The sequence below is a fragment of the Bradyrhizobium manausense genome, from assembly GCF_018129685.1.
Classification (GTDB): Bacteria; Pseudomonadota; Alphaproteobacteria; order Rhizobiales; family Xanthobacteraceae; genus Bradyrhizobium; species Bradyrhizobium manausense_D.
Map to the genome: position 1 here is coordinate 34,560 of NZ_JAFCLG010000029.1, position 25,438 is coordinate 59,997.

Annotated in this window: 19 protein-coding genes and 1 pseudogene; 9 read left to right on the forward strand and 11 right to left on the reverse strand. The window is 55.5% G+C overall.

Annotation, left to right across the window (positions count from 1 at the left end; genetic code table 11):
• Positions 1-12: 12 nt before the first annotated feature.
• Positions 13-1,005 carry an NAD-dependent epimerase/dehydratase family protein gene (locus JQ621_RS33010; RefSeq protein ID WP_212241205.1) on the reverse strand — a complete coding sequence of 331 codons (993 nt, stop codon included), beginning with the start codon at positions 1,003-1,005 and terminating at the stop codon, positions 13-15.
• 279 nt (positions 1,006-1,284) lie between these two features.
• On the opposite strand from JQ621_RS33010, the gene JQ621_RS33015 reads away from it, so the two are divergent.
• From JQ621_RS33015 to JQ621_RS33030, 4 genes are all read left to right on the forward strand, one after another.
• On the forward strand, positions 1,285-2,406 hold the full coding sequence (locus tag JQ621_RS33015; RefSeq protein WP_212241207.1) for an acyltransferase family protein: 1,122 nt from the start codon (positions 1,285-1,287) through the stop codon (positions 2,404-2,406).
• A 204-nt stretch (positions 2,407-2,610) separates the two neighbouring features.
• On the forward strand, positions 2,611-3,171 hold the full coding sequence (locus JQ621_RS35830) for a calcium-binding protein (RefSeq protein WP_212241209.1): 561 nt from the start codon (positions 2,611-2,613) through the stop codon (positions 3,169-3,171).
• 198 nt (positions 3,172-3,369) lie between these two features.
• A complete protein-coding gene (locus JQ621_RS33025; protein ID WP_212241211.1) occupies positions 3,370-5,118 on the forward strand; it encodes a type I secretion system permease/ATPase in 1,749 nt (582 codons plus the stop codon).
• 46 nt (positions 5,119-5,164) lie between these two features.
• On the forward strand, positions 5,165-6,463 hold the full coding sequence (locus JQ621_RS33030) for an HlyD family type I secretion periplasmic adaptor subunit (protein WP_212241213.1): 1,299 nt from the start codon (positions 5,165-5,167) through the stop codon (positions 6,461-6,463).
• Here the strand turns inward: JQ621_RS33030 and JQ621_RS33035 are convergent.
• Entirely contained in the window at positions 6,450-8,339 is a 1,890-nt protein-coding gene (locus tag JQ621_RS33035; RefSeq protein WP_212241215.1) for an acyltransferase family protein, read from the reverse strand. The genes JQ621_RS33030 and JQ621_RS33035 overlap by 14 nt on opposite strands.
• 678 nt (positions 8,340-9,017) lie before the next feature.
• On the opposite strand from JQ621_RS33035, the gene JQ621_RS33040 reads away from it, so the two are divergent.
• A complete protein-coding gene (locus JQ621_RS33040) occupies positions 9,018-10,049 on the forward strand; it encodes an ABC transporter substrate-binding protein (RefSeq protein ID WP_212241217.1) in 1,032 nt (343 codons plus the stop codon).
• Between the two features lie 294 nt (positions 10,050-10,343).
• On the opposite strand, the gene JQ621_RS33045 is transcribed toward JQ621_RS33040, so the two are convergent.
• From JQ621_RS33045 to JQ621_RS33070, 6 genes are all read right to left on the reverse strand, one after another.
• A complete protein-coding gene (locus JQ621_RS33045; protein ID WP_212241219.1) occupies positions 10,344-11,024 on the reverse strand; it encodes a hypothetical protein in 681 nt (226 codons plus the stop codon).
• 71 nt (positions 11,025-11,095) lie between these two features.
• A complete protein-coding gene (locus JQ621_RS33050) occupies positions 11,096-13,456 on the reverse strand; it encodes a Wzz/FepE/Etk N-terminal domain-containing protein (RefSeq protein WP_212241221.1) in 2,361 nt (786 codons plus the stop codon).
• Between the two features lie 70 nt (positions 13,457-13,526).
• Positions 13,527-14,180 (reverse strand): hypothetical protein, encoded by a 654-nt coding sequence (locus tag JQ621_RS33055; RefSeq protein WP_212241223.1) that lies wholly within the window; start codon positions 14,178-14,180, stop codon positions 13,527-13,529.
• A 136-nt stretch (positions 14,181-14,316) separates the two neighbouring features.
• The gene (locus JQ621_RS33060; protein ID WP_212241224.1) at positions 14,317-15,726 is read right to left on the reverse strand and encodes an O-antigen ligase family protein; all 1,410 of its coding nucleotides are present in this window, start codon (positions 15,724-15,726) and stop codon (positions 14,317-14,319) included.
• Positions 15,723-16,826, reverse strand: coding sequence for a polysaccharide biosynthesis/export family protein (locus JQ621_RS33065; RefSeq protein WP_212241225.1), 1,104 nt, complete (start codon positions 16,824-16,826; stop codon positions 15,723-15,725). Before JQ621_RS33065 ends, JQ621_RS33060 begins: the two co-directional genes overlap by 4 nt.
• Before the next feature lie 260 nt (positions 16,827-17,086).
• Positions 17,087-18,748, reverse strand: a complete 1,662-nt coding sequence (locus JQ621_RS33070) for an undecaprenyl-phosphate glucose phosphotransferase (protein ID WP_212241226.1) — start codon at positions 18,746-18,748, stop codon at positions 17,087-17,089.
• Between the two features lie 702 nt (positions 18,749-19,450).
• Between JQ621_RS33070 and JQ621_RS33075 the strand changes: the two genes are divergently transcribed.
• Entirely contained in the window at positions 19,451-19,732 is a 282-nt protein-coding gene (locus JQ621_RS33075; protein WP_212241227.1) for a hypothetical protein, read from the forward strand.
• Between the two features lie 141 nt (positions 19,733-19,873).
• Positions 19,874-21,148, forward strand: coding sequence for a hypothetical protein (locus JQ621_RS33080; RefSeq protein WP_212241228.1), 1,275 nt, complete (start codon positions 19,874-19,876; stop codon positions 21,146-21,148).
• On the opposite strand, the gene JQ621_RS33085 is transcribed toward JQ621_RS33080, so the two are convergent.
• Complete coding sequence (locus JQ621_RS33085; RefSeq protein ID WP_212241229.1) at positions 21,145-21,756, reverse strand: transglutaminase-like cysteine peptidase; 612 nt, start codon at positions 21,754-21,756, stop codon at positions 21,145-21,147. The genes JQ621_RS33080 and JQ621_RS33085 overlap by 4 nt on opposite strands.
• Positions 21,757-21,944: 188 nt before the next feature.
• Between JQ621_RS33085 and JQ621_RS33090 the strand changes: the two genes are divergently transcribed.
• A complete protein-coding gene (locus JQ621_RS33090; protein WP_212241230.1) occupies positions 21,945-22,685 on the forward strand; it encodes a metallophosphoesterase family protein in 741 nt (246 codons plus the stop codon).
• A 2-nt stretch (positions 22,686-22,687) separates the two neighbouring features.
• Entirely contained in the window at positions 22,688-23,263 is a 576-nt protein-coding gene (locus tag JQ621_RS33095; protein WP_212241231.1) for a hypothetical protein, read from the forward strand.
• Between the two features lie 433 nt (positions 23,264-23,696).
• Here the strand turns inward: JQ621_RS33095 and JQ621_RS33100 are convergent, their stop codons facing one another.
• Together JQ621_RS33100 and JQ621_RS35690 are read right to left on the reverse strand one after the other, a co-directional pair.
• Entirely contained in the window at positions 23,697-24,110 is a 414-nt protein-coding gene (locus JQ621_RS33100; protein ID WP_212241233.1) for a hypothetical protein, read from the reverse strand.
• A 1,154-nt stretch (positions 24,111-25,264) separates the two neighbouring features.
• Positions 25,265-25,438, reverse strand: a pseudogene (locus JQ621_RS35690) (HlyD family type I secretion periplasmic adaptor subunit); the annotation flags it as partial.

Consider the following 25,438-nt stretch of genomic DNA (forward strand, 5'->3'; position numbering starts at 1 on the left):
GCAAGCAGAGCGCTAGGTGAAATCGGACGCTCCAGCAGAACTCGATTCGGCTTTCCAATCAGCTAGGGAGGCAGGGAGGTCGAACTTGTAGGAATATCCCCATTCGCGCAATCTTTTTGCGACGATGTTCGTCGAGTTCATAAGCTTCATCACACGCTCGCGATTGATATCCGTTCGCCACCCCAGCTTGCCTATGAGCTCAAATGCCCAGGCGGCGATCATCATGAGCGAAATGGGCACGACGATGCTGGGCCGCGTATAACCTGCCGTGCTGCAGAAAGCTTCGCAGATATCTTTACTCGTGGTTCGTTGGGGCTGAGCGAAGTTGTAAATGGCGACACCTCGTCGCAAGTCCGACACGTAAAGCAGGGACCCGACGAGATCCTTTACATAACCGCAAGCCTTTACGGTATCGCTGCGACCTGGATAGAAAAAACGCCGACCTGCCAACAGCTTGGCGAGGCGCGTAAAATTGCCTCGCTCGGTGAAACCGTAGATCACTGCTGGCCTTGCAACGATTAGCTGGCGCGACTCCGCATCTTCTTGCTGCCACAGTACGTGTATTCTTTCAGCTTGAAACTTAGAGCGGCCGTAGGCACTGACCGGCTCTAGAGCAGAATCTTCGTCCTTCGGCTCTTCGCTCGGCCCGTACACTGCGATCGAGCTTGTAAAGAAAATCCGGCGAGTTCCCCTTATTGCAGCAAATTCGCAGACGTTGACCGCCCCAAGTACATTGGTCCAGTAGTATTCCCAATCCTCATGGCCCGGGGTTGTATGGACCGCCGCCAGGTTGAATATGTCGAGGTCACCGGGCGGCACGAGATTCGGGGGGACGGAAGAACGAACGTCGTGCGTGATGTAAACGACGCCCGGAACTCGAAACCGCGGCTCTGCAATGTCGATACTATACAACGCCTGGTGGGTTCCTTGCTCGCTAAGGTGCCGCAGCAAGTGCGAACCGATAAATCCTGCACCACCAAAAACTGCCGCATCTGCCGTGCTCATTAAGCCACCATCAATTGCCGCATTCACCAGTATAAACAACGCTGGCCGCAGCGATGTTCGACAAAGCAGGGCAACTCCTAGCCCGTAGAAGGTGAGCGATCAACTCGGTCGCGACAAATCGTGGCGATTAAGCCTACTCAGGCCACGCGTAGCTCGGTACAACTTCGTACTGAATAGCTGTCGGGACAAGGAGCAGGCTGCAGGCAACCTCCTCGCGCTGGCAATTGGCGGCAACTTCGCTTTATATGATGGTAAATTCTCGGACAGAATCTAAACTCAATGACGCATATCAAGGAATTCGATGCTCTAAGAGGCGTTTTGTCGTTGTGGGTGATGCTCGGACATTGGGCAACAGCCGTAGGCCTCAGCTTTAGCCCGGTCCGTCCGGATTTGTACAATGTACTTGCCGTCGACGTGTTTTTCATTCTGAGCGGCTTTGTTATCTGTTCGCTTTGTTTGCGGACGAACGAGAATTATTCCGCCTATCTTTTGCGACGCGCCTTCCGCATTTTTCCGGCGTATCTCGTCGTGCTTGTTGGGTCGTGGGCATCGCTCGACAAATGCCTGGATATCCTGCGGCTCGCCCCTCCTACACCGACAAACCTGGAGCGAGTCCACTTCATTCAATCAGCCTTGGAACGCCCTCTTACCCACGTCGGAACACACCTGCTTCTTCTGCAGGGCGCCTTTCCTACAAGCTTCGACGCCACCCTCCCCTACACCATTGTTGGCCAGGCATGGAGCATCTCGGTCGAGTGGCAGTACTACATAATCGCACCAGCGCTGGTCGCATTGGTCTTCGGCAAATTTAGCTTGAAGCGGCTCGTGCTGTTGGGCCTGCTGGTCACTGCTTTTCGTTTCTACGGCCGCTTTGCCGGAGCAGCGTTTGTCGGCTCCCAGCTTCACCTGTTCGCGCTTGGCTTTCTGAGCCTCGCAGTCTGGACCAAGGCCAGTTCGAAGGAACACGTGTCCTTAGCGCAACTGCGTGCGGGCAGTTCATTGGCAGGCCTGTTTTTCAGCATATCATTCCCGCATGCACTACCGATCCTTGTTTGGATTGCAGCCCTTCATATCGCAATCGTTGGCGCCCGAAACGAAGTGGGTACGATAGAATGGATCATCTGCAGCGCGATGCGCCGGCCGACCCTGCAGTTTCTGGGCCGCATTTCCTATTCGCTTTACATCAGCCACATGCTCGTCTTGATGTTCTGCATGTCGGTCGCTGAAACCTTCGCACGCCCCCCCCTAGCTTTTGCCGTATTGCTCCTGGTTCTGTTTGTTCCTCTTACCATTGCCGTTTCCGCAGTGTTTTTTAACCTGATTGAGCTGCCAGCCATGAACCTCGCTCGCCGTCTGACCCGAGGATCCAAGGCTCGCACCCGCCCGATTGGCGCGTCGTAAACATTTCGCGATCGGAATTCAGTCCATTTGCGGTTCTGAGAAATCCAATTCTAGCGTCACGTTCGGGACCGGAGCCGGGCGTTTTTCACGCAGGGGGATGGGCAATAAGGGGATTGACCAAGCATAAAAGCTCTAATAAAGTTTTACTCAAGGGGGGTATTCCCCTTGTGAGCGCGCCCAGTTCTCTATTAAAGGAAATTAGCCATGACCGTCGGTCCTCCGCAGACAATTGATACAAATGGAAATTATAATGCGAGCACGGCGACACAGCCGATCGTTCCGTCATCGGTTACGATCAACGGTGGGCCTGCGGCGCAGAGCTTGACCGGTACGCCGGGCAATGACACCATTCACGGTGGCGGCGGCAATGATGCTCTGCATGGCGCCGCTGGCAACGATACCCTGGATGGCGGAACCGGCGTCAATTCGCTGTACGGCGGTGCCGGAAGCGATCACTTCGTCATCAAGGCATCTGATTTGCTTGCGAACGCCAATGCCGGCATCACCGGAACCCAAGATGCGATTTACGACTTTTCGAACGCTGGCCATTGGTCGGCAACGGATAACGATTTCGTCGCCCTGAGCGGATTTGGCGCAGGCTCGACGATGACGTTCGCGCACTATGCGGGTAACGGTTCGGATCCCACCGCGCAGTACTATACCATTCACGACACGACCTCGGGGAATGATTATACGATCTACATTCATTCGCTTGATGGACAGCAGCTTTCAAAGGCCGCAGGCGATTTCCAGTTCTACGCCTAAGCAGCGCGGGCTCTGGATTTAACTACATTGTTTGGTCCCCGCGCTACGAATCGCGTAGCGCGGGGATTTTTTGTTATGATACTTAGAGTCGGTTTCGACCCTCTGCGGTTCTTTGAGATTTTGGGTGCCAACATTCGTGTATTTTGAGCCTAGAAAGAAGTGCTGGTCGTTTAATATCAGCTGACTTAGAGTTTAATTATGCAATCAAATAAGGGGTCGACGGAAATCTTGGAGGCGGTTAGGGCCTGTCGCGCGGCCTTTGTGGCGGTTGGACTCCTAAGCGCATGCATCAACGTTCTGTATCTGACCGGCTCATTTTTTATGTTGCAGGTCTATGACCGCGTCCTGACGAGTCAGAATGTTCCAACGCTGATCGGCCTCTGCGTCATTGCAGCATTTCTCTATGTCTTTCAGGGGGTACTCGACCTTTTGAGATCTCGCGTTCTGACGCGAATTGGGCGTTCAGTCGATGACGCCCTGGCCGGCCGCGTTTGCGAAGCGTTGATGCGATTGCCATTGTTTGCGCAGATCAAAACTGAATCGCTTCAGCCCCTTCGCGACCTGGACCACTTGCGGACTTTCTTGGCCGGCGCCGGGCCGTCCGCGCTGTGCGACGTCCCTTGGATGCCGATGTATTTGCTGATCTGCTTCGTCTTCCATTTTTGGATCGGCATAGCGGCATGCGTCGGCGGTATTATTCTTTTGGCGCTCACTATTGCTGCGCAGTACGCCTCCCGCAATCCTGCTAAACGCGTAGGCCAACTCTCCGTTTCACGCAGCCTAATTGCCGAGAGGGGTCTTCGCAATGCGGAGGCTCTGGAGGCTATGGGGATGGGCCGGAGCATTCGCGAAATCTGGGAGCAAGCTAATCTAAAGTTCATGGATGCCAATCAGCAAATCACCGACATCACTAGCGGGCTTGGCGCTTTGACCCGGGCATGGCGCGCCGCGTTGCAGTCGGGCATCCTTGCAATCGGCGCATATCTTGTAATCCATCAGGAAGCTAGCGCAGGCATTATCATTGCCAGTTCGATACTGACATCCCGCGCGCTTGCGCCGCTTGAGATGGTCATTGCGCAGTGGAAACAATTCAGCTCGGCTAGAATGGCCTGGACCAGACTAAATGGTCTTCTTACCCAGGTGCCGCCGCTGCCTGACAGATTGCCTCTTTCCCCTCCTAAGGCCAGGCTTTCGGTCGAGGGCCTCGTGCTCTCCCCGCCCGGCATCCCCAAGGTGGTTGTCAGCGACGTCGGCTTCGAACTTTCGGCGGGGCAAGGGCTCGGCATCATTGGCACCAGTGCCTCCGGCAAGTCATCGCTCGTCAGAGCTCTTGTTGGCGTCTGGACGCCTATCCGCGGCAAGGTACGCTTGGACGGCGCGGCGCTGGATCAGTGGTCTCCAATCGAGCGAGGAACGCACATAGGTTACCTGCCGCAAGACGTCGAATTGTTTGACGGCAGCGTTGCTCAGAATATCTCGCGATTTGAACAACACGCCGATCCAAAGATGATTCGGAATGCCGCGGCGGCGGCGGGCGTTCATGATATGATCTTGGGGCTACCCGAGGGGTACTCGACTCAGATCGGCGAGGGTGGTCAAGCCCTGTCGGCAGGACAGCGGCAGCGCCTCGCGTTGGCACGCGCGCTATTTCGCGACCCCTTCCTTGTCGTCCTCGACGAACCAAATTCCAATTTGGATGCCGACGGTGAAGCTGCCCTCACGCGCGCAGTTGAGGGCATTCGTGAGCGCGGTGGCATCGTGATTGTTGTCGCGCATCGCGCAAGTGCTCTAGCCGGTCTCGATAGCTTGCTTTTGATGGCAAACGGAAGGCTTCAGGCATTCGGCGAAAAGAACCAGGTTCTCGCACGTCTTTCGCGCCCGCCGTCCGAGCAAGTCACAGCACCTGCCGCGATACGACGAATTAATACGATCGGCCAGGTGAGCTAAAGCAAACCTATGCCGAGTCTGAAAACTCATTTTTCGTAAGCTGCTCATGTCAACAACTGATACATCGCTAAGACGTCACATCATAGCCACCTTAGTTTCCGTCAGCTTCCTGGTGCTCGGGGCCGGCGGATGGGCGGCAACTGCCAAGCTGTCCGGAGCGGTCATCGCTGAGGGCTCTCTCGTCGTCGATAGTAGCACGAAGAAAGTGCAGCATCCAACCGGCGGCATTGTCGCCCAGCTCAACGTGCAGGAAGGTGACAAAGTAAAAGCCGGCGATGTACTTCTGCGCCTGGACCCGACCCAAACGCAATCGAGCCTGGCGATTGTAGTCCAAAGCCTAAACGAGCTTCGTGCCAGGAAGGCGCGCCTGATAGCCGAGCGCGATGACCAACAATCGATCGCATTTCCGCAAGATCTTAAGAACGAAAGCGCGAAACACCCGGAGGTGGCACAACTCCTCGTGAGCGAACAACGCTTTTTTGAGCTTCGGGCGGCCGCCAGAGCCGGCCAAAAAGCTCAGCTGCGAGAAAAAATTAAGCAGCTTCAGCTGCAGGTGGAGGGGCAGACCCGGCAAGCGACAGCGAAGCAGAAGGAGACCGATCTTGTCACACGCGAGCTAATCGGTGTGCGAGACCTTTATAGTAAGGGCTTGATCCAATTGCCGCGTTTGACGCAGCTTGAAAGAGACGATGCCAGGCTGGAAGGTGAGTATGGTCAACTCATGTCGTCCGTGGCCGAGGCGCGAGGCAAAATGGTCGAGACCGAGCTTCAAATCATCCAAGTCGATCAAGACCTGCGAAGCGAGGATGCCAAGGACCTCCACGAAACGGAATCGAAAATAGCAGAACAGACCGAGAAGCGAATTGCCGCCGAGGATCTGCTTAATCGCATCGACATTCGAGCCCCAGCGGATGGCATTGTCTACCAGCTTACCGCCCACACGGTCGGCGGAACGGTGGACAAGGGGGAGCCGATCATGATGATCGTTCCCGTCAATGACAGGTTGACAGTCGAAGCACGAATTCCCCCCAAGAGCATCGATCAGGTGCACGTTGGACAACGCTCGAACTTGCGGTTCACAGCCTTCAATCAGCGCACAACACCTGAGATTTTTGGATCGGTGAGCCTTGTAGCCGCCGATGCTGCGACTGACCAGAAAAGCGGAGCGTCATACTATACAATCAGAATTGAAATTTCACCCGAGGAATTAGCCAAGCTTGGCGAGGTAAAGCTCGTTCCCGGAATGCCCGTCGAAGCTTTTGTGCAAACCGACGCACGGACGATGGCCTCCTATCTGGTCAAGCCGATCGCGGATCAGCTCACTAGAGCATTCAGGGAACACTAAACCGGCGGCCCTGCGCTTGCGGGAACTTTTTTGGAAAATAAGATTGAACCGCCATACTCGATCCGACCGTGGAGAGGTGTCCAAAATCTGAGAAGAGGTACTGACCTTCTTTTCGATATGGACAGACTTCTTGATCCGCACATAGAGACTGCAGAGGGTCAATGAACGTGGCCTTGCCTTTAACGACCTTCCGCAACTCATCATTGAATCCCGAAGGAACGACTATTCTCCAAGAGTCCGTCGTGTTTGCCGCAAATGCCTGTGCGCGATAGCCGATAACGCGAACGTCTGCGGGAAATTCCGGAGACTGCCCGATTACATAAACGCCGACCTTCATCTTGGAAAGCTCATCTAGCGTGCTCTCCAAAGCTCCTACACCGCCCCTAGCCCGCAGATCGATCCATCGCGCCGACAGGACCACTGCTACCACCCCAAGCTCCTTGATTAATTCAATCGCGTGCCGGTTAAAGTCGGCGCATTGCGGCTGCGCGTAGGAGTAATACGTCAAGACCGGAGGACACCCAGCAGAGGTGTACTGGAAGACGGAAACATCAAAAGAGTTTTCCTGTAATCGGATGCCAGGAACATACTGCGCTGCAAATGAATCGCCCCACAACAGCACCCGTCCAGCCGCACCATGCGTTAACTGACATCGCTCTGTCGACCATCGTCGGTAGTCTTCGTGAGGTTCAAAGAAACAGCTCCCCTCGTTCCAGCGATGCTGGCTCGAGCCTCTAGCCTCATACCTAGGAAACCGTCCTGGGAAACCCTGCTCGACCACCCCCGCAGCCCCTATGCCGAAGAAGACCAGTAGCAAGGCGAGTCCGGCGAACAAAGTCTGAGCATTTGAGCGCCAGAAATGAGGACGACGAAAGGGTTGCTCAACGTACTTCCAAGAGAGAGCTCCTAACAGAATGCTGGCAGTAACCAAAGTAACGCTCTGAGCTAATGTCAGAGGCTCAAGAGTCTCGGAGCGCACGAGAACAGCTAAGGGCCAATGTACGAGATAGACGGAATATGAAATCTTCCCAATCCAAACGACGGGCGCAGAGGACAAGGCGGTCGAGATCCAGGTTCGGGGCGCGGCGGTTCCGGAGAAGATGAGAAGTCCCGCGCCGAAGCACGGAAGGGCGGCGTTGAAACCGGGAAATGGCGTGGATTCGTCAAATGAAAAGACTGCATATGCGATGAAAAGCGCGCCCGTGAGCGCAGCAGCCTCCGCCGAGCGCCGGCCCAGTACGATGCGTTCCGAAAACAGCGCGAGCAGGGTCCCTATGAGCAATTCCCAGGCTCGCGTAGGCAAGAGGTAGAAATTGGCACTGGCGGCATATCGGGTGGCGTAGAGGCTCAATCCAAAGCTTAAGATCGCAGCCAAGCCAAAAGCGATGAGCCAACGCGATCTGATCCAGATGTAAGTGACGTAGACCGCGAGGGGGATGAATACGTAATACTGCTCCTCCACAGACAGAGACCAAGTATGGAGCAACGGACGGGTCGAGGAGTCGGCAGCGAAGTATGATGAACTCTTCCAGAAATAGACATTCGACAGGAACGCGGCGCTCGCCATCATGCTCCGCGAGAGATCAACCATCGCCTCGGGAAGAAGAACGAAGTAGGCAGCAACGAAAGTCGCTAAAATCGTGACAGCTAAGGCGGGAAAAATGCGCCTAATGCGCTTTACGTAAAATCTGAATATCGAGAACCGTCCCGCCTCGAGATCGTCCTTCAAACCCAGCGTGATCACGAAGCCAGAAATTACAAAAAAGATATCCACCCCGACGTAGCCACCGGAGAAGCCGGGAAAGCCTGAGTGGAAGAGCACGACAGGAACCACGGCAGCGGCTCGCAAGCCGTCGATGTCGGCGCGATACTTCATTCACCATGGCCTCGTGACAGGGTTCCCAATGCTTATGCTTGATTGCAAGTCGGCGCCCTAAAGGGGCTGTCTGTCGGTGCCATTGTGCGCCTTCCAGACACGGTCAAACAAAACCCTCTCGGCTCGGTCTGTCGGATTGCAATCTCGCCGTCTGCACTTCAGAATGCCCCGCCACACACACTGGCTGTGTCGATCGTTCCAATCCACCGAGTACCCCCGAAATAGGACGGCTTGGATGCATATGAAGCATCTTCCTTGGTTGCTCGTCTTGATAACGGCCCCTGCTCTTCTCTTCAACACTCAGGGACTTTGCCAAATCGTATCGCCACCAATCGTCGGCGGGACCGGGGGGCTTTCAGTCTCAACCGACAGAGGCCGTTTTGACGCCGCCGGCCCACCGCGCCAACACAAATCCCCAGATAACACGCCATGCATAAAGGTACACGGCCTTTCGCGACGGGAGATTGTCAATCCTACGATCTATGAACATGTGCTGATACTCGAGAATGCTTGCAGCCAACCGATAAAGCTCCGATTGTGCTACTATCCATCGACTGATTGTATCAGCACGACCGTCACTGCATATTCTCGCCGACAGCAAATTCTGGGCATAGCTCCAAATACGCCAGATTTCCGATATGCATATACGGAAGACTTTTGAGAGCGCGCGCCGGCCCCATGGCGAGAGTTGAAAGAATCCGTTTTGCGTGGCCTTATCGCTGGCTTTTTCTGCTGGCCGCTTTTTGTTGTGCGCCTCTGCCATCGTATGCGACCGATGTTGTTTTTCTTAAGCTAGTAGATCAAACTGTTCCCTCTATCGCCGGGCTCCTTCGCGCAGATCAGATGGGGGCATTCCGGGACGAAGCCATCGCATTGAATATTGTCGGCGACGGCTCGGAAAATGATCTGAGGAAAGACATCTCCAGAGTAGAAGTATACTTGTTGCCCGCCGACAAATTTCTGTCGATGCGAGCGAAGGGAATAAAGCTGACCAGTTTTGCGGTTAACGCGGCTGACAGTGCGGTTAGACTGTATTTTCGGAGAGGTTCCGGTGTTCACGCTCTATCCGATCTCACAGGTCGATCGATCGGCTGTCGGTGCACGACGAGCGAAACCATCGTGCTTGAATTACTGCTCGAAAAGAATGGCATTTCAAAATCAGGATTGACGGAGGTCCCGCATAGTGGACCTGATCAACTTCTTACCGGTGGTGTCGATGTGTTGATTGCAAGTGTCGGATTCGATGCCCCACCAGAGCAGGAGGCGAAACTCAATATGCAGGCCTCCGCTAGCGCCCTCTCCGCCGCTCAAATCGACTCGCTGGACCCCAGAAGCTTCGGTGTGCACGTGCCTGGGACCTTCTTCGCGACAAGTGAAGAAACACTGCGGAAAGACCCCTCCGTAATCGTTCGCTTCCTGCGGGCAGTGATAAAGGGTTGGGAGAACGTTTACGAAGATACAAATGCATCTGCGAAGCTTCTCTCCGAGAGAGCACCTCAACTGACCCGAGCCTCCTTGCAGAGTACCCTGGATCTACAGCGTGATTACATACTTCCGGGCGGGCAGCGCTTTGGGGAGACGTCGAGGTCCAAATTGGGGGAACTTTATTCATTCATGCTCCGTCGACGCCTTCTGCCGGCCGCGATCGACCTTCTCGGAGCCATTGATGAGCGACCATTGCTGGATGCCTATCGTCGACCAAGGGAGTGACATATGGTATTGAGGGTAGCGATTTCCGTTTTTGCAAGCGGAGTATTGGCACTATTCGCAAACGACGCGGTAGCCTCCTGTACCTGCAGCTGCAACGATGGCCGAGTGCAGGCAATCTGCACGAGTTCTTTTGATATTCGGCCAATTTGTCCAGCAGTGCCCTGCGCACCTCGCATAGGAGCCAGCCAGGTCACCCCGGTCGGCCCCCCTGGCACGAAAGGCTCTTGCCGGGATGAGCGCGTCTGCGACGCCTTCCAGCGCTGCGAGTGGAAATCGAGCTGCCGGTGACTTTTATCAGTTGACCTGCCAAGGCCTCCATTCCTGCAACTCGATGCCAGGCACACTGACTTCGATTCCCATCTCTCGAAGCCGCTTAGCCAACTGTCGCCTATACTTTTCGCGCGTTTGAGCAGTCGCCAACAGCAGATCGTCGCGAGCAGACCAGCCAGAGCCTACGAGAAGATCCGCCGCATCGTACACAAATCCTGAGCCGACAAGCACCGAAAACTCGGTTCGGACGTTTTCTCGTAAATCGTCGGGCAAGAACGCATAGACCGTCAATGCAACCTTGCAACGTTTCAGCGCTATCCAACCCTCATAGGGACCGAGCTCGTATGATCTTCGCAGCAGCGCTATGTTTTCCGGCTGCAGCCCCCGCTCGAAGTTTTGAAGCCAAAAAAGTACGAACCATAGGAATGAATCCGACGGAGCGCAGGAAAGCGACCTTCGTATGCCTTGCACAGCTCTGTTCCGCTCGAGGTCAAACTCGTCCGGCTCCGAACTATCAAGCGCTACCTGGACCTGCCGACCTCGAATGATCGCGGCGTTATGCAATCCTCTTGGATAGCACTGGCTAACGTCGCTCGTAAGTCTAAGAACCTTGCTACTGGATTCAATATCACTGTAGTCAATATTCTCTCGACGAATAATCTTCGACGCAAGATCATCAAGGCTTGCAACGTGAATTTGAGACAAGCCAAATCCAAGCACCCAAGCCCCGGCTAGGATTGCTATGAAAAGAACGGCACTCCTGACTATCCAGTTCGTCAATCGACGTAACCATACCGATCGTAGTAGCGAGCTTGGTAGTAGTTGCCTCGGAACGAATCATATCTGTTGAGCTGGCCGATATCCGCCTTATTCAACACCGCGCCCAGAATCTTACCTTCGAGCATCGGAGCGTCCTTGAGAGCATGCCCGATGGCTTCTCGATGCGTGCGCCCCCATTCGATTACGAGAAGATAACCGTCGATCAGTTTGACGGTCGTTCGCGCATCGATAATCGGCGACAATGGCGGCAAATCCACGATTACCCATTCATATCTTTCACGCAAAGCGGCCATCAGCTTGCTCATTCCCGACGACGATAGGATTTCAGAAGACTGAGCGACTCGGGAAGTAGAGACCATCGGCAAGAACGCCAAACCGGTCGCAGGATCTTCCAGCAGGACAGCGTCGAGCGGATTGCCCTCTAACACGACTTCCAGCAAGCCAACTTTGGCTGTGGAAGCCATCGTCCTGGTCAGCGATGGGTTGCGGAGGTCCGCATCTACAAGAACCACTCTAGCGCCGCTGAGCGCGACGACCTTTGCGAGCGACGCGGCAATCGTGGTTTTGCCTTCATTTGGCAAGGCCGAGATGACCCCGAGCACTCTTGTCTGCTCGTCCATAAAATGAACGTCTGCGGCGACCTTAATGGAACGGATCGATTCCGTGAAGCGAGAAAACGGCTCCTCCTCGACGAGTCTGATAACACCCGTTTGCTGATCTAGAACCGCATTCTCCTCATGCCTCTGGCCACTACTGCCTGGGGCATTTGCTTGCGACAAAGCCAACGCTGAACGGACTCGCGAAACAATAGGAGCCGATGCTCTATCCGGACCGCGAGCCGACTTCACTGAAGGGACCACGGCAACACAGCTAACGCCAATCAAGGCCTCAACTTGCTGTCCCGTACGGATCACCTGATCAAGCGCATCTCTCAACCACCCCGCGCCAAAACCTAAGAACGCGCCGCCAACGATAGCTCCAGCAATGATGAGCAATGTCTTGGGATCCGACGGCTTGAGTGCCGGAGACGCATCAGTAATCAACCTGGCGTCAGTCATGGGGAACGATTGTTGTTGGACCGAAAGCATATAAAGTTGTAAGAAGTTGTCCGATAGCGCGCGCGCACTTTGCGCGTTGCTTTCAAGATCTCTCAGGATGATTTGGGCTTGGCTAGTATCATTGGACTGGTCAATCGTGGCCTTAAGGCTGGCCTGCACCGAACTCTCGCGCGCCTTGGCGATTTCGAGATCGCTCTTATACGTCTCCCCGATACGCCGAAGTTCGTCCAAGATCGATCTTCGGATTTCTCGCATTTGGTTGCGCAAATTGACCACGGCAAGATGCTGAGCACCGTAGCGTTTCGACCAGTCTGCCTCGCGCGCAGAAAGATCGAGATATTGCTGACGAAGCCGCGTGATCACATCGTTTCGCAGCGAGTCTGCAACCGTCGCGATGTCATTGAAGAAATGACCGGTATCGCCGTCGTCTGACTTAAGAATTTCCGTCAGTCTGTCGTAGCGCGCCTGCGCTTCCGCCGTCTGAGCTCTTGCGATTGTCAGCGCGCTATTCGTCTCCGCAAGTTGCTGCTCGTTCAGCAATCGCCCGCCGGTATCCACAATGTTGTTCTTAGCTTTGTAATCAACCACCGCTCGATCGGCTGAAGACGCCTGCGCCCTCAGTTCCTTCAATCGATCTTGAAGCCAAGTCGCCGCTCGGCGTGATGCCTGATACTTTGCTTCAAGCGCGTCGACGAAATAAGCCTCCGCGATTCCGTTCGCGATTCGCGCGGAAAGGTCCGGATCTCTGGACTTGTAGGAAACGTCGATCACATAACTCAGGCCGCGGCGCTTGACGTTAAGATTTTTAAGAAGGTTCTCGAGAACGTTACGCGTAATGGACTGGCTAGACGCGCTCTCCGGGGCCGACAAGAGAGCGAAAACTGGTCCAATTATACGGCCGATCAATCCCGGCTCCGTGAACTCTGGATTGTGGATGAGATCGAGGTCTTTAATGACAGAAAGCGCCACTTTTTCCGACGTGATAATCTCAACTTGACTATCAACGGTTGCTGAATCGAGCGGCGTATCAACGCCCAAGGGAGAAGACTGTTGCTGCAGCAACTGAGTCTTGCGGCTATCGATGATCAGTGCTGCCGTACTGGTATATTTCTTCGAAGCGGTCAAAACATAAGCGGACGCAAGACCCACGCAAACAAGTAGCGTAAAAATGATGTAGGGCAGCTGCCGCCGTACCAAGCTCTTGATTGCGAGCAGAAGATCCTTGAACGATGCGAGGTCGTTAAACTGTTCGTGCGAATCGGTTTTCGATTTGAAGGTCTGCGGGCCAACCTGAAGCATCAGTCTCTTTCCTCTGACCGCAGTTCTGGTCGAGCAGAACGTTCGGTTTTGACGCGGCCGCGCACAGCCCCTAACGGCTAACGCTATTCGATACGGTGATTGTCGTGGTGCTTGAGTCGGTCACACCGGACGCGCCCGTAACACTGGACGTAAAGTAGTTCGTCCCGATCGTCTGTACTCCAGACGAAGAAAACGGCTGAAACGAGGAGCCTCCACCGAATGACGACGCCGTCGAAGGACCGGTTCCGTTGCCGACACCTCCACCCGAGACACCCCCGCCAGCACCGACGCCTCCGGTTGCTTTACCCGTGACCACGGCGAAATTGGTCTGCGCCAGTTGCGAGTTCGACAGCGACAACTGTATGCCGATGTCGGTCGCAAACGTAGGATCAGGAACGTTGCAGAGGTTTGCGGCCTGACCAAGCCCGCTGCCGATCGCCGTCTGTTGTCCCGGGTTCGCGTTCTTGAGCAACGCAATTACGGCCGGCAACGTCGCGGGATTTGATGCGACCATATCGCGAATCGTGACGATCAGGACACCGCCGCCTTGGGCGTTCTCAGGTCTTGCCAACAGCGCCGACGGATTCGCCAAAAAATCCGAGATCGTTTGTGCAGGCACCTGCTTATCGGGCTGAAGGCAGGATGCGAATGCATCCTGCGAGAAAAATCCACCAATCATCATCAACGAAACATAACCAAACCGGAACTTAACCTTGCTGGCCATCGCCTCGCCTCAACCTTTGTTGTTCATTTCCAAGTGTTTAAAATAAGATTATACCCAATCTCAGGGCTCCGATCTCTGACTGAATTTTACCGCAAGGGCAGATCGAAAGATAGCCACCTTCGCGCTGCAGCAAGGCTCAATTCGGCGTTTGTTTGGAGGTGCTTAATCTAGCCCCCCGCCGGGTCAACGGGGCCGCGAGCCCACATCCGAGCAGAACAAAAAAAACCAAGGCAAAGGCCGGGATTTGCAGCGGAAAATCGACCATCGTATGCAACGAGGCCGCGACGAGCATGCCGAGAGCCACCGCCGAGACGGTAACATCACCTTTTTGCCGCAGCACCTTTCCGACCAGCAGCGCGCCAATGACGATCCAGGCGACCACGATAACGGCGGCCATGGGAACCCCGACCTCAGCCGCTATTTCCAGCAACGTGTTGTGGGCGCGATCCCAGACACCCCAAACCGAGACGTTCGGGCTGCGATAGGCCGGGAACACCCAAGGAAACGACCCAAGGCCCTTACCAAGCCAGGGCGCGGATTGAATGATGTGCCAGGTCGATTGATAAGCGTACCAGCGCCCCTCATCAGACACCCCTTCGACGCCAATGCGCTCCGCAAGGCCGCCGCCGAGAAATTGCACGCCAATGGCGGCGCCAACAACAGAGCCGACCAGTACCGTCAGAATGCCTTTTCTTGAGCGCAGCACGGGGTGGAAATAGCTGGCTCCGACTACCCCCCATCCGATCAGCGATGCGACCGAACCAGCGCGCGAGCGCGTCATGAACATGGCCACCACACAAACCATGAGCGCGGCAAAATTGAAGAGCGTTTGTCGTGAGCGAAGCAGGACTTTTAGCGCAACCCGATCAAGATCAAGCCCCACCCGGCGCTTGATATGTTCGAGCATCAGGGCGAGCCACGCCGCTCCGCAACAGCCAAAATAGATAGCCGCGGTGTTGCGATTGTAAAACGTGGCCGTAAGCTCTCCGACATATTGCTCTTTGGTATAGGTAAGTATTTTGGTCGGATCGACGATATGGGCGATAATCCCATAAATCGCATAGGCTAATCCGCTCCAAGCAAATGCCCTTAAGACCGCTTTGCCGCGCCTTCCGCTGCCCCCGAGGAGCAATCCACACGCGGAGCCAAGGAACACCACAAGCGACGGACCAAGCGCAAGAACCGGTTGCATTTTGACAGTTGAGGGCGATCCCGGGATGTCCTCTCCAAGCAAGCGCGAGGTCTCTTTCCAAATTGGATCGTTGAGCACCCCTCCAAGGAAATTAGGAGGCGCCATTTGAACAGCAATCACGATCGACCAGCACAGCGCTAGTAGAGCCCAACCGAGCAACAGCCTGTTTTGGGACGGACCGATCGGTTGGCTGCAGGCCAGCAGCGCCGCCGCGCTAAGGACTCCGACCCAGAGCGTAATGGCCCCGATACCGACCGAGCCAAATGGAAACGGCGCGCAGCTAATGGAAAAGCATACAAGCCACAAGGAAGCAGCGCCAAACCATCGCTGCAGCCTGTCCGTTAGCAAACTCACAGCTTTGAGTTGATCCTGAGGATTTGAACGTTGTTTGCCGCAACAACCGAGTCGTTCGCCGTAGCGATGATGACGCGCACGTATTGCAAGAATTTAGCAGAATCGACCGTGGCTGCATTAGCCGCAAACAGAACGTCCTTGTCCCGCATATCGAACTTTGTGGCTAGGAAGTACCCCGCCGGATCGCGGAAATCCGCATTGTAGATCACAGGAACGAGCGGACCTACGAATTTAGAGCAATCGACCCCAAGCCGTTCGGCGAGCTCGCGCGGCTCACGGCGATAGACGAACACCCCCGCAGGCTCTGCTTGGGCATCAAGCAATCCACCCGCCTTCGCCATGGCCTGGGCCATGTTGATCTTCCACATGTCGAAATTGAACTGGCCCTGCTGACCGGCGGCGCCAAAAGCCAAGAACACCTGCGGCTCGCGATAAACGTAGATCGTATCTTCTGGATGCACCCAAATGTTGTTGGCGGGCTGATAGACCAACGCGCCAAACGGAACCGTTGCGCGCTTTCCATGACGTTCGAGCGTGACCCAGGTTTCCCACCCCTGCCCCTTGATGCCCCCCGCGCGGGTAATAGCATCGAGCACATGCTCGCCTGCCGCATTAGCGGCAAACCGATTGGGGTTATTCACCTCGCCCAAAACACTGATCAAGGACGTGTTCTGTGTGACCAGGGCAACGACCGCCTGCGGCTCGATTGCTCGGTTTCCGATAGCCTTGACAATATCCTGTTGAATTTCACCAGGCGTCCGACCGGCGGCCTTCACGGCCCCTGCATAGGGCACCGTGATGTTACCAAGCGAATCAACGTTTTGGTTGGGCAATTGGACGAAATTGCCGGGCCGAACACCGGCCTCTGCCGGAATAAACAAACCACCCGCCGCAGCTTCAAAAACAGTGACCGAAACGACGTCGCCAATGCCAAATTTGATGGTCGGGGGCGGTCGGCTGTCCGGGAACGATCCAGCAAGAGCGCCAGGGCCGTACTCCTTCAGGATATCGACCACGCCAGGGGTAAGCTTAACGAGGCCATAGTCGGGCCCCGCCAGGGTCTGACCCGATTTGATCACATGATCCTCGGGCCCCGACATGGGCATGATCGAGCACCCTGCCGCCGAAAGCGCCAGAAACCCCAAAATTCCCCAAAAAGATAGGCTTCTTCGCACCCATAAGCCCCACATTGCAGACCGACGATTGGGCCAAATAGCCCCCTCAGTCAACGCGGATTCGCCGACCGCCGAGAATCCCGGAACGGCTGTTGCGCTACAGTTACAGTTAACGAGCGGAAACCTTAAAACAACCTTACCCCGCCCATCGGGGATGGGCGCAAGCAGCGATCGCAAGCAACTGATTAATAAGCGTTGCGGCTGCGGGGCAACTCAAAGCATGTGAGAACCAGGATCTTCAGATCCAGGTACAAGCTCCAGTTGTTGATGTACCAGATGTCGTGCTCGATGCGAGCCCGCATCTGCTCAACCCGGGCGGTTTCCCCTCGATACCCGTGAATTTGCGCCCAGCCGGTAATACCGGGCTTCACGTGATGCCGGAAAGCATATTCCGAGAGCAGATTTCCATAATGACTATCATGCGCGAGCGCGTGCGGCCTCGGGCCAACAAGAGACATCTCGCCGCGCAACACGTTGATCAGTTGGGGAATTTCGTCGATGCTCGTCCGGCGCAACAGACGCCCCACGCGGGTAACGCGGGCATCATGTCGCTGCGCCTGAACGACATTTGCGCCGTCCTCCATGACGGACATCGTTCTAAACTTGAAAATCGGGAATTGCCTGGAATTGAAGCCATTCCTGCGTTGCCGGAAGAACACCGGCCCAACTGAGTCAAGTTTAATGGCAAGTCCCGTCATGACCATCAGCGGCGTCAGGAGCAAAAGCCCGATCGACGCCCCAACAATATCAAGGGCGCGCTTGCAAAGACGCTCGATAAACGAAAGCGGCGCGCGCTGGATTTCAAGCGATAGCGAATGGCGAAGCCGATATGACGGGTTCTTAGTCAGCGCTCGGATTTGACGATCCGGCAGCAATTGCACCGGCAATGGGGAGATCCGCAACCGATCGCGCAGAAGCTCAAGCTTTCGCTGCTCGTTCCATGGCAGCACGAGAACAACCTCATCCGCGCCGCTCTCCCGCGCGATCCTGACGGCGTCTTCCACCGACGCGGCCTCATCCTCCGTCATGCTAAATCCGTTGCCCTTCCCTTGCGGGAGCGGAACGCGATCGACCTCCGTGATTCCATAGCGCTCAAGAAGCTCATGATTGCCGAGCGCAGCAAGTTCATCCCGCGTGCCCAAGAGAACGGCCCGCTGGCCGCTGACCTGACCATCGGCCACCGCACTGACCGCAAGCCCCTTCACATGATGCCGCGACCAAACGAGAAGGATCAGAGCAAGCAATTCAAACGAGACCACGGAACCGCGCGAAAAATCGGCCCCACTCTTCATCAAAAAGGCCACGAGAGCTAGCAGCAGGCTTACCAGCATCCAATTGGCAAAAATGCGCCCCGCATCCTTCCGGCGGGATAACGTTGAACGGATTTCGTAGAAACCGTTCGATTGCCCCACCAAGACGTATAAAACCGCAGCCGTAAGCCCGACGCCAATCAGTTGCTCCGAATTTTTAAATTTGCCATTGGCAGCGATTTGGTACAGTCCCCCTCCCAAATAACTTGCCGCGACAATCAGAAAGGCATCAAAACTTGCAAGAAGATGCCGCAAAGCAGCAAACGGAATTGTCCAGCTTCGGGCGCGATCGTTCGCCGCAGGTGGTAGAAGGATCGGGAACTTTGAATCTTGATTGGGAGCCGGAAGGGCCTGCGGAGAAGCTGGAACCTTGTCTGACCGCCGCACAGAATGGAACTCGTGGGGTTTCAAGGCGACCTCCAACAAATGCACGTTAAGCAAACGATTCTTGAATAAAATTGCAACGGAATTTTGTTGCGATGCAGCGCGAGGCACGATTAATTTACCGTGAACCGTCTTTGCCAAAATTTTGTTCATTCAGTCAAGTTAATTAGCCGGCCTATGGCGCGTACACTTGTGAGATATCTAGCGATTATCGCAGCTTTCGGGTTTGCTGGGCCGTTTCGAGCCTCGGCCCAGCTTCCCCCATCCTGCTTAACGCCCGGCGGCTCCAACCAATCCGATTGCAGCAACGGCATCGCCAATGCGCTGTCCTCGACGAACCGGTTAACGCCGTTGCAAGACGGGTGGACTTTGGTTCGGACGAAGCTCGAAATCGGGAGCCCAGAACAAATCTCAATCATGCACCAGGCTGATACCGCATCGAACATTGGTCTGGCAGGCATCAGCCTGAGGTGCGCTGCGAACGGCGTCGATGTGATGCTTGTTGTTCTTGAGCCGGTCCCCCCAGGGACGCATCCCTCAATCACGATTGCCGCCAACGGTCAGCAGCGCTCCTTCGATACATCCGTCCTACCCGGACGTCGCTCTCTCCGTCTTCTGCCACAAGCAGAACCCCTCCCCACCCCAGATTGGCTCCAGTCGCACACGTTATCGGTGAAAGTAGAACTAGGACCGAGTTCGGTTCACGGCGTCCTGCCGATCGATGGCATGATAGGCGCCCTTCAAACACTTCGTAGCGCTTGCTCCGCAAGGTAATCGGAGCATTTGCGAGCATTATCGTGATTTGATTCATGTTTTTTTAGCGCGCCCCGGCGATGTTATGGCTGGGGAGCTGCAATGTTGGCCTTTTTGATTTTGCTTTTTTTGACAGGCGCTGTGTTCGCGTGGCGCTTTCGCGTTTTCGCGATTGCCTTCATGTCGGGCTGCGCACTCATCGGCGCGTTAATGACCCTAACGGCCTCCCACGGCATCTTGTCCGCGCTTCTCTCCGCTTCCGTCTTGGCAGCCGCGCCACAGCTTGGATACGCAACGGGATTGGCGACGCGCCTGATTTTAGCATCCCAACGCATGCCGCAGACTGGTGGTCGGCGCGATACAGCAGCTCAGCGAGTGAACTGACTTTTCCTGTGCCCGGCTCTTGACCAGATCGATTAGGGCGTAGGTTAAAATCGCCGCTGCGCCAAGCCACCAAATATGCCATGTATTTCTTGAGCCGCTTCGCTGAAGGAGCGGCCGGCGAGTCTTGGGAAAGCAAACAAGGTGGCGGCGGCGTTCTTTATCATATTGGTTACTATCGCCGCACTTCCGGCACTCGCCGTTGCAACGAGCGACATCGTCAAAGATGCCCTGTTAGTTTTGAGTGGATTCTTGCTAGCGTCGGTTGCATTGGGCGCCAGTTCGTCGCTGAAATCCGGGCTTCCACGAATAGCACCACTTCTCCCCTGCATCGTGTTTCCATGCGCGTGGATGATTTTTCAATCTATCCCGCTACCACTCGTGCCGCTTGCGAACCCGATCTGGTCAACCGCTTCGGACGCGCTCATTGGCGGCACCTCCGGTCATATCAGCGTTGCCCCCGCACTGACGATATGGAGCCTCCTGAACTATCTGAGCATGCTCGCTCTTACAATTTCGGTGGCCATCGTAGCGGGCGATCGCCGGCGCGCAGCAATAGTCCTGTCCGCGCTGACGATCGCAACGATGACACTCTGCGCGGGCTTCTTGATATCAGAGACTTGGCCGCTGACTGTCTTCTCGCTTCCCAAGCCGGCAATGCTCGCGATGTCGTCCTACACAATGATCCTGGTCATCTCGTTTGCAAAGTTGATCAACGAGCGAACATCGAGCCGTACTCAAAAAGCGCCGATCAGCGCTGTTACCCCCTACGGCTTTTGCATTCTAGGCGCCGTCCTCGCCGGCTGGGCAATGGCGCAGGGGCCTCTGGCCAATAGGGCGACCCTGGGTATTGCCTCAGCGTCACTGCTGCTCATGTTGCTAGCGCGCAGGTTGAACGTCCGTCCGTCGCTGGCTTTGTTGTTCGTCTCGGCATTGGTAGGAGGCGCGTCGACCATGATGCTCCTTCATTTCCAAAGGAGTCCCGGACTTGCAGGCTGGGCGGTCGATGCTCCCCAACAATCCATCGTAATCGTCACACGAATGCTGGCAACCACACCCCCGTTCGGGAGTGGCGTTGGAGCCTTTGAATCCCTTTCGCAGGTTTATAGCGAATTGAGTACTGTGCCCACGGGCCCGGTCAGCACCACATCCACGATAGTGATCGAATGGGGCCCGTGGGCTGCGGCCATCGTTACGTTCCTGGTTATTTTGCTTTTTGGATCGCTTACTCTCGCCGCGATGAAGAGAGGCCGTGACGCGTCGTATTCCGCCGCCGCCGCCACCTTGCTCATGGAAGCTAGCCTGCAGAGTTTCCTCGACCCGAGCCTTCTCGCTCCGGTTGTTCAAGTTGCTTTGGCTATCGCGCTCGGCCTGGGTCTAGCTCAACACATCGGTCGAAGCGACTTGCAGTCTAATTAGACCCGGTTGGATGCAATAGTGGCCCAAACTCTGGAATGCTCAGGGCTTTGCATCCGAACCCAGCGATAGGGCGCTGATGACCAAGGCTTGATTTCAGCACTGAGGTTATCAAGTACCAGATCGCCGCCGGTCGTGCGCACCACCAGAACCAGGTGATGTTCACCCGACCTCATTTCGACCTCGCTGAGCAACAGCGCTCGTGCCGGCCACCCCAACTCCAGAAGCTCATGCCGCTTGGTAACAGCATAATCGTTGCAATCCCCGCGCTCCGGAGCCACCAACCAGCGTTCCGCGGTGATCCCAAGATCGTTACGCTCGGGGACAATCTGCCGGTTAACCTGTTGATTGACCTCTTTCAATTCAGCCCAACGCTCCATCGTGAAACGAACAGGGCCCCGACGAAACATATTCTGCTTGTGGCAGTCATTTTGGTAGCGGGCACAAAATTGCAGGTAGGCCATCGGCGGCATGGTCAATCGATCAAATTTAATCCGCTGTGCAGCCTTCTGAAGTCCGATAGGCATGCCAACGAGCCCTGCGTAGCTAGGACTCAAGCCCACGGCGGCTCCGATCAAAATCCCCGCAAGCCAAATGAGCTTCTGTCGCATGTTCGTCCGCCCCTCAATATCCCTATTGGCCCAAGTCATAAGGTCTAAGGCCTTGAAATTTTGCGCGTTTTAGACGACGAATAAGAATCGAATTCGAAAAATCGGGCAAATGACCCGTTAACCATATTGCCCCCTGTTTTCTAAACTGAGAAGTCGAAACTTATCTCTGGGGCTGGGCTGGCGGGCAGATGGTGCGGTGGTCGAAATCAAAACAGAGGACGAAGAGACCATCGCTTCCCGAGGGAATTCGCGTTTATGCAATGACCGATATTCATGGATGCGCCGATCAGCTCGAGCGAATGTTCACCGTGATCGACCGGGATCTTTCGACGGCTAACTCGATCCGGCCCATCCATGTTTTCTTGGGGGACTATATCGATCGCGGTCCAGCATCGCGCGAAACGATCGAGCTATTGGCGCGTAGAAGCCAGCACCACGAAACGATCTTTCTGAAGGGCAACCACGAGGCGTTCCTGCTGGAGGTCTTGAACGACCCTTCACAGTTCTCCAACTGGAAGCAATTCGGCGGAATTCAAACGTTGATTTCGTATGGTTTACGTCCGCCATTGAATCCCGACGCCAAGCAGCAGCTCGAACTGATCGAGGAGTTGCGCGCGAAGATTCCAGCATATCAGTTGGCGTTCCTCAACGCGCTGCGCGCCCGCTTCGTTTGCGGGGATTTTTTCTTCGTTCACGCTGGTGTTCGCCCCGGCGTCGCTTTGGCGCAACAGCAAGAGCAAGATTTGCTCTGGATACGCGAAGAGTTCTTAGTGCACGAAAAGAACTTTGAGAAATACATTGTTCATGGGCACACTCCGGTTCAAACACCTGACATTCGTTCGAACAGAGCCAACATAGATACCGGCGCGTACGCGACAGGAAATTTGACTCTGCTCACGATCCAGGGTGACAGCATGTTGGCGATCTAATTATGCGTTTAACTGGTTTTCGCATCTTACTGTTGGCAGCCGCCGGATTGCTGGGCTTAGCCGGTCTAGTAAACCTCGGCGAACGAATCTTTCCTTCGTCGTTTGGCGGCTTATCCAGCGCGCCCGGCGCCATATCGTCGTACGCGGAAGAGATTTCGAGTAACGCCATCAGGTCGCGCAATATCGAGGAAAACAATCGAGCTCAGGCCGTCATCGAGCACGCGCTGCGCCGTTCCCCCTATGCGGGCAATCTATGGCTGTCCCTGGCGCTGTTAAGGGCACAGCTCAACAATGCTACGCCCCTTGTAGGCTCGGCGCTCAAGCTCAGCTATCTCACAGCCCCCAACGACTTCCGGCTCATGGTGGCCCGGACTATTTTGACAGCAACCACGATAGCCGTGAAAGATCCGGATCTGCAGGAGCTGGCCAAGGGCGATATCCGGGTCATCTTAACCCGACGCCAAGACCTGTCCGCCGGGATCCGAGCGGCTTTCGAACAGTCAAACTCAGATGGACGCGCATTTCTCAAGCAAGCGACCAGCACAATTGACCCCAGTTGGTCCGTCCAATTGCACTAGGGAGTGCCCTTGCTGAAATGCGAAGCCGCCGGTAAGGTTAGCAGCAGAGAGGGATGTCATGAAATTTGCCAGAGCGGCCCTTATCGGCTTTTTTAGCCTGTTGGTCACCGAGCAGGCCGTTGCCGCTGACTACGCGGTACAGCCAAGGTCGGTAGCGGCCTCGGACATAATTGATCGCGGGCCAAATCCCTACTGCGGTCCCCGGTGCGGCTGCCCCACCGTCACCGTCGTTCGGCACCGACAGTTGATCCAGTATCTGCCCTCAAGCTTCGACCCGCGGACCCGCGATGAACCTTACTATGCCTACGGGCGTATCCGGAGCTATCCAAGGTACGGATTGGCATGCGCTAGCGAAACGGTCAGGACACTGTACTGAGCTTGTGGGGGCAAAGCTTCGCGCGCCCCCGGCTTCTACTATTGGGAGCTGAGGTGCTTAGGCCGCCGCCGAAGATGTCAGTTCTGGGAAGCGGGTGAGCAAGGCCGTCTTCAAGAACTTAAAATGCGAGATCGAGGCTGATAGTTCGCGTAAGCGCCGTTGGCCGTTTTCAATCTCGGCGTCAAACAGATCCTGATGATGACTATCGAGCGACTCTCGCTCAAGATATTCGTCAGTGCCATTTCCGAGCGTTACCGCCGCTCGAGCCAAAACATCATCCACGCGTCGATTAAGGCCGGCATGCTCTCGCTCCGCCTGGCCGAGCGCCGTCTCTACCGCTTCCAAAATTGCAGCGACCCGCTGTTGATCCGTGTCTTGATCGCGCTCCGGAGAACGGGCCCTGAATTGCGCGTCCTTAGATCGGGAGCTGAGAATGTTGTGCGCGCGAGCCCGCAAGAATCGTCGAAACATTGGCAGGTCTCCCCGAGAGCCGGGACGAAGATCATTCAAATCTAGTTAACAAACGATGAATCGGCCTTGCCGCTGTTCTCGGATGTGAGCCAATTTTTCCATGCGATGTCGTGCCGTATATAGAGTTCGGTCCACCGACAATTTGAGGCCGTGTCAGCAGCCTCATGTTGCTGACGCACTCCATGGACATCCGCGTCCAAATGTTCAAACTCGGCTGTCTCCTCCCGCGTAAGGCCGACAAGGACCCGGTGGCCGGCATGATCGGCGATGTATCGTCGGGGAACAGATCGCTTAAGCGTGTTCATCGCTATCTAACCGAAATATCCAAGGCCCCTTCCCGCGGTCTAGACGCCGGCCGAAAAACCACAAGAAACCTGCGACCGCAGCAAAACTGAAGATCGTCAGCATCAAAAGAAGCACGGAATAAGCTCATCGCAAAATTGCATCAGCTTGCTGCTTCTAAGGCGCAATAACTCGTCAGGCAACTAACGCCGGCATTTAACCTAATCAAGAAAGGTTACTCGCCGCGATCGAAGTGTCCGCAAGGCTCATCGCGATCGATCAGCGCGGACGTAACCATCCGAAACGTAACGCCTGTACAATTGCTGCCGCCGATACTGTCCCAAGCGGCGATGTGAGCGCAGCGCCCTTAGCGCGTATCCTGCGATACTACCCAGTAGAAAAGCGGGCAGTAAAAACAAAGGAGTCATCTCGACGATCCTCCATGGCTCGCTTGCAGTTCACTTCTCACACTATTACGAGAAGCGGATTTGCGCGTGCCAAAAATGATTTCAAATTGGGGTTTGGGGTGCAGCAGACTGCCCATCGTATGGGCGTTCTCGCCTTCGTTACCGAAACGAAGAAGGTTCCCTCATCTTGCGCGAGCATTCGCTGCTTACGGAACCGCTTCGCGCGCGCATGAGGCACGAAGGTCCCCTCAATTCGACGGTCTGGTTGCTTGGCATGAACGTAGGGCAACCGCTCGCAAAAAGTTCGGCGACGCCAGGCCATGCGCCCCTGCAATTCATGATCGTGCGTAGCGCCTTCCTCGCCAGTTGGGACAATGACCCACGAACATGCGCCTAGCCTGTGATACGTCGATGCGACATTGAACAGCGAGTTCAGGAATGATGATTAATCGAGAGTGGGGTTGTCTACTTCTCCCTGAACGCCCGCATGAACTGGTCGTGCAGCGGCTTCAACAAGTACGACAGCATGGTGCGGTCGCCGGTCTGGACGAAGGCTTCCACGGGCATGCCGGGGATCAGCTTGGAATCACCAAGCTTGGCGACCTCTTCAGCCGACATCGAGACGCGGATCGTATAATA

Excerpts from the sequence above, each read along its gene's own strand:
- JQ621_RS33010 (WP_212241205.1), bottom strand. The coding sequence starts at position 1,005 with ATGAGCACGGCAGATGCGGCAGTTTTTGGTGGTGCAGGATTTATCGGT.
- JQ621_RS33015 (WP_212241207.1), top strand. The coding sequence starts at position 1,285 with ATGACGCATATCAAGGAATTCGATGCTCTAAGAGGCGTTTTGTCGTTG.
- JQ621_RS35830 (WP_212241209.1), top strand. The coding sequence starts at position 2,611 with ATGACCGTCGGTCCTCCGCAGACAATTGATACAAATGGAAATTATAAT.
- JQ621_RS33025 (WP_212241211.1), top strand. The coding sequence starts at position 3,370 with ATGCAATCAAATAAGGGGTCGACGGAAATCTTGGAGGCGGTTAGGGCC.
- JQ621_RS33030 (WP_212241213.1), top strand. The coding sequence starts at position 5,165 with ATGTCAACAACTGATACATCGCTAAGACGTCACATCATAGCCACCTTA.
- JQ621_RS33035 (WP_212241215.1), bottom strand. The coding sequence starts at position 8,339 with ATGAAGTATCGCGCCGACATCGACGGCTTGCGAGCCGCTGCCGTGGTT.
- JQ621_RS33040 (WP_212241217.1), top strand. The coding sequence starts at position 9,018 with ATGGCGAGAGTTGAAAGAATCCGTTTTGCGTGGCCTTATCGCTGGCTT.
- JQ621_RS33050 (WP_212241221.1), bottom strand. The coding sequence starts at position 13,456 with ATGCTTCAGGTTGGCCCGCAGACCTTCAAATCGAAAACCGATTCGCAC.
- JQ621_RS33055 (WP_212241223.1), bottom strand. The coding sequence starts at position 14,180 with ATGGCCAGCAAGGTTAAGTTCCGGTTTGGTTATGTTTCGTTGATGATG.
- JQ621_RS33065 (WP_212241225.1), bottom strand. The coding sequence starts at position 16,826 with ATGTCGGGGCCCGAGGATCATGTGATCAAATCGGGTCAGACCCTGGCG.
- JQ621_RS33070 (WP_212241226.1), bottom strand. The coding sequence starts at position 18,748 with ATGAACAAAATTTTGGCAAAGACGGTTCACGGTAAATTAATCGTGCCT.
- JQ621_RS33075 (WP_212241227.1), top strand. The coding sequence starts at position 19,451 with ATGTTGGCCTTTTTGATTTTGCTTTTTTTGACAGGCGCTGTGTTCGCG.
- JQ621_RS33085 (WP_212241229.1), bottom strand. The coding sequence starts at position 21,756 with ATGCGACAGAAGCTCATTTGGCTTGCGGGGATTTTGATCGGAGCCGCC.
- JQ621_RS33090 (WP_212241230.1), top strand. The coding sequence starts at position 21,945 with ATGGTGCGGTGGTCGAAATCAAAACAGAGGACGAAGAGACCATCGCTT.
- JQ621_RS33095 (WP_212241231.1), top strand. The coding sequence starts at position 22,688 with ATGCGTTTAACTGGTTTTCGCATCTTACTGTTGGCAGCCGCCGGATTG.
- JQ621_RS33100 (WP_212241233.1), bottom strand. The coding sequence starts at position 24,110 with ATGTTTCGACGATTCTTGCGGGCTCGCGCGCACAACATTCTCAGCTCC.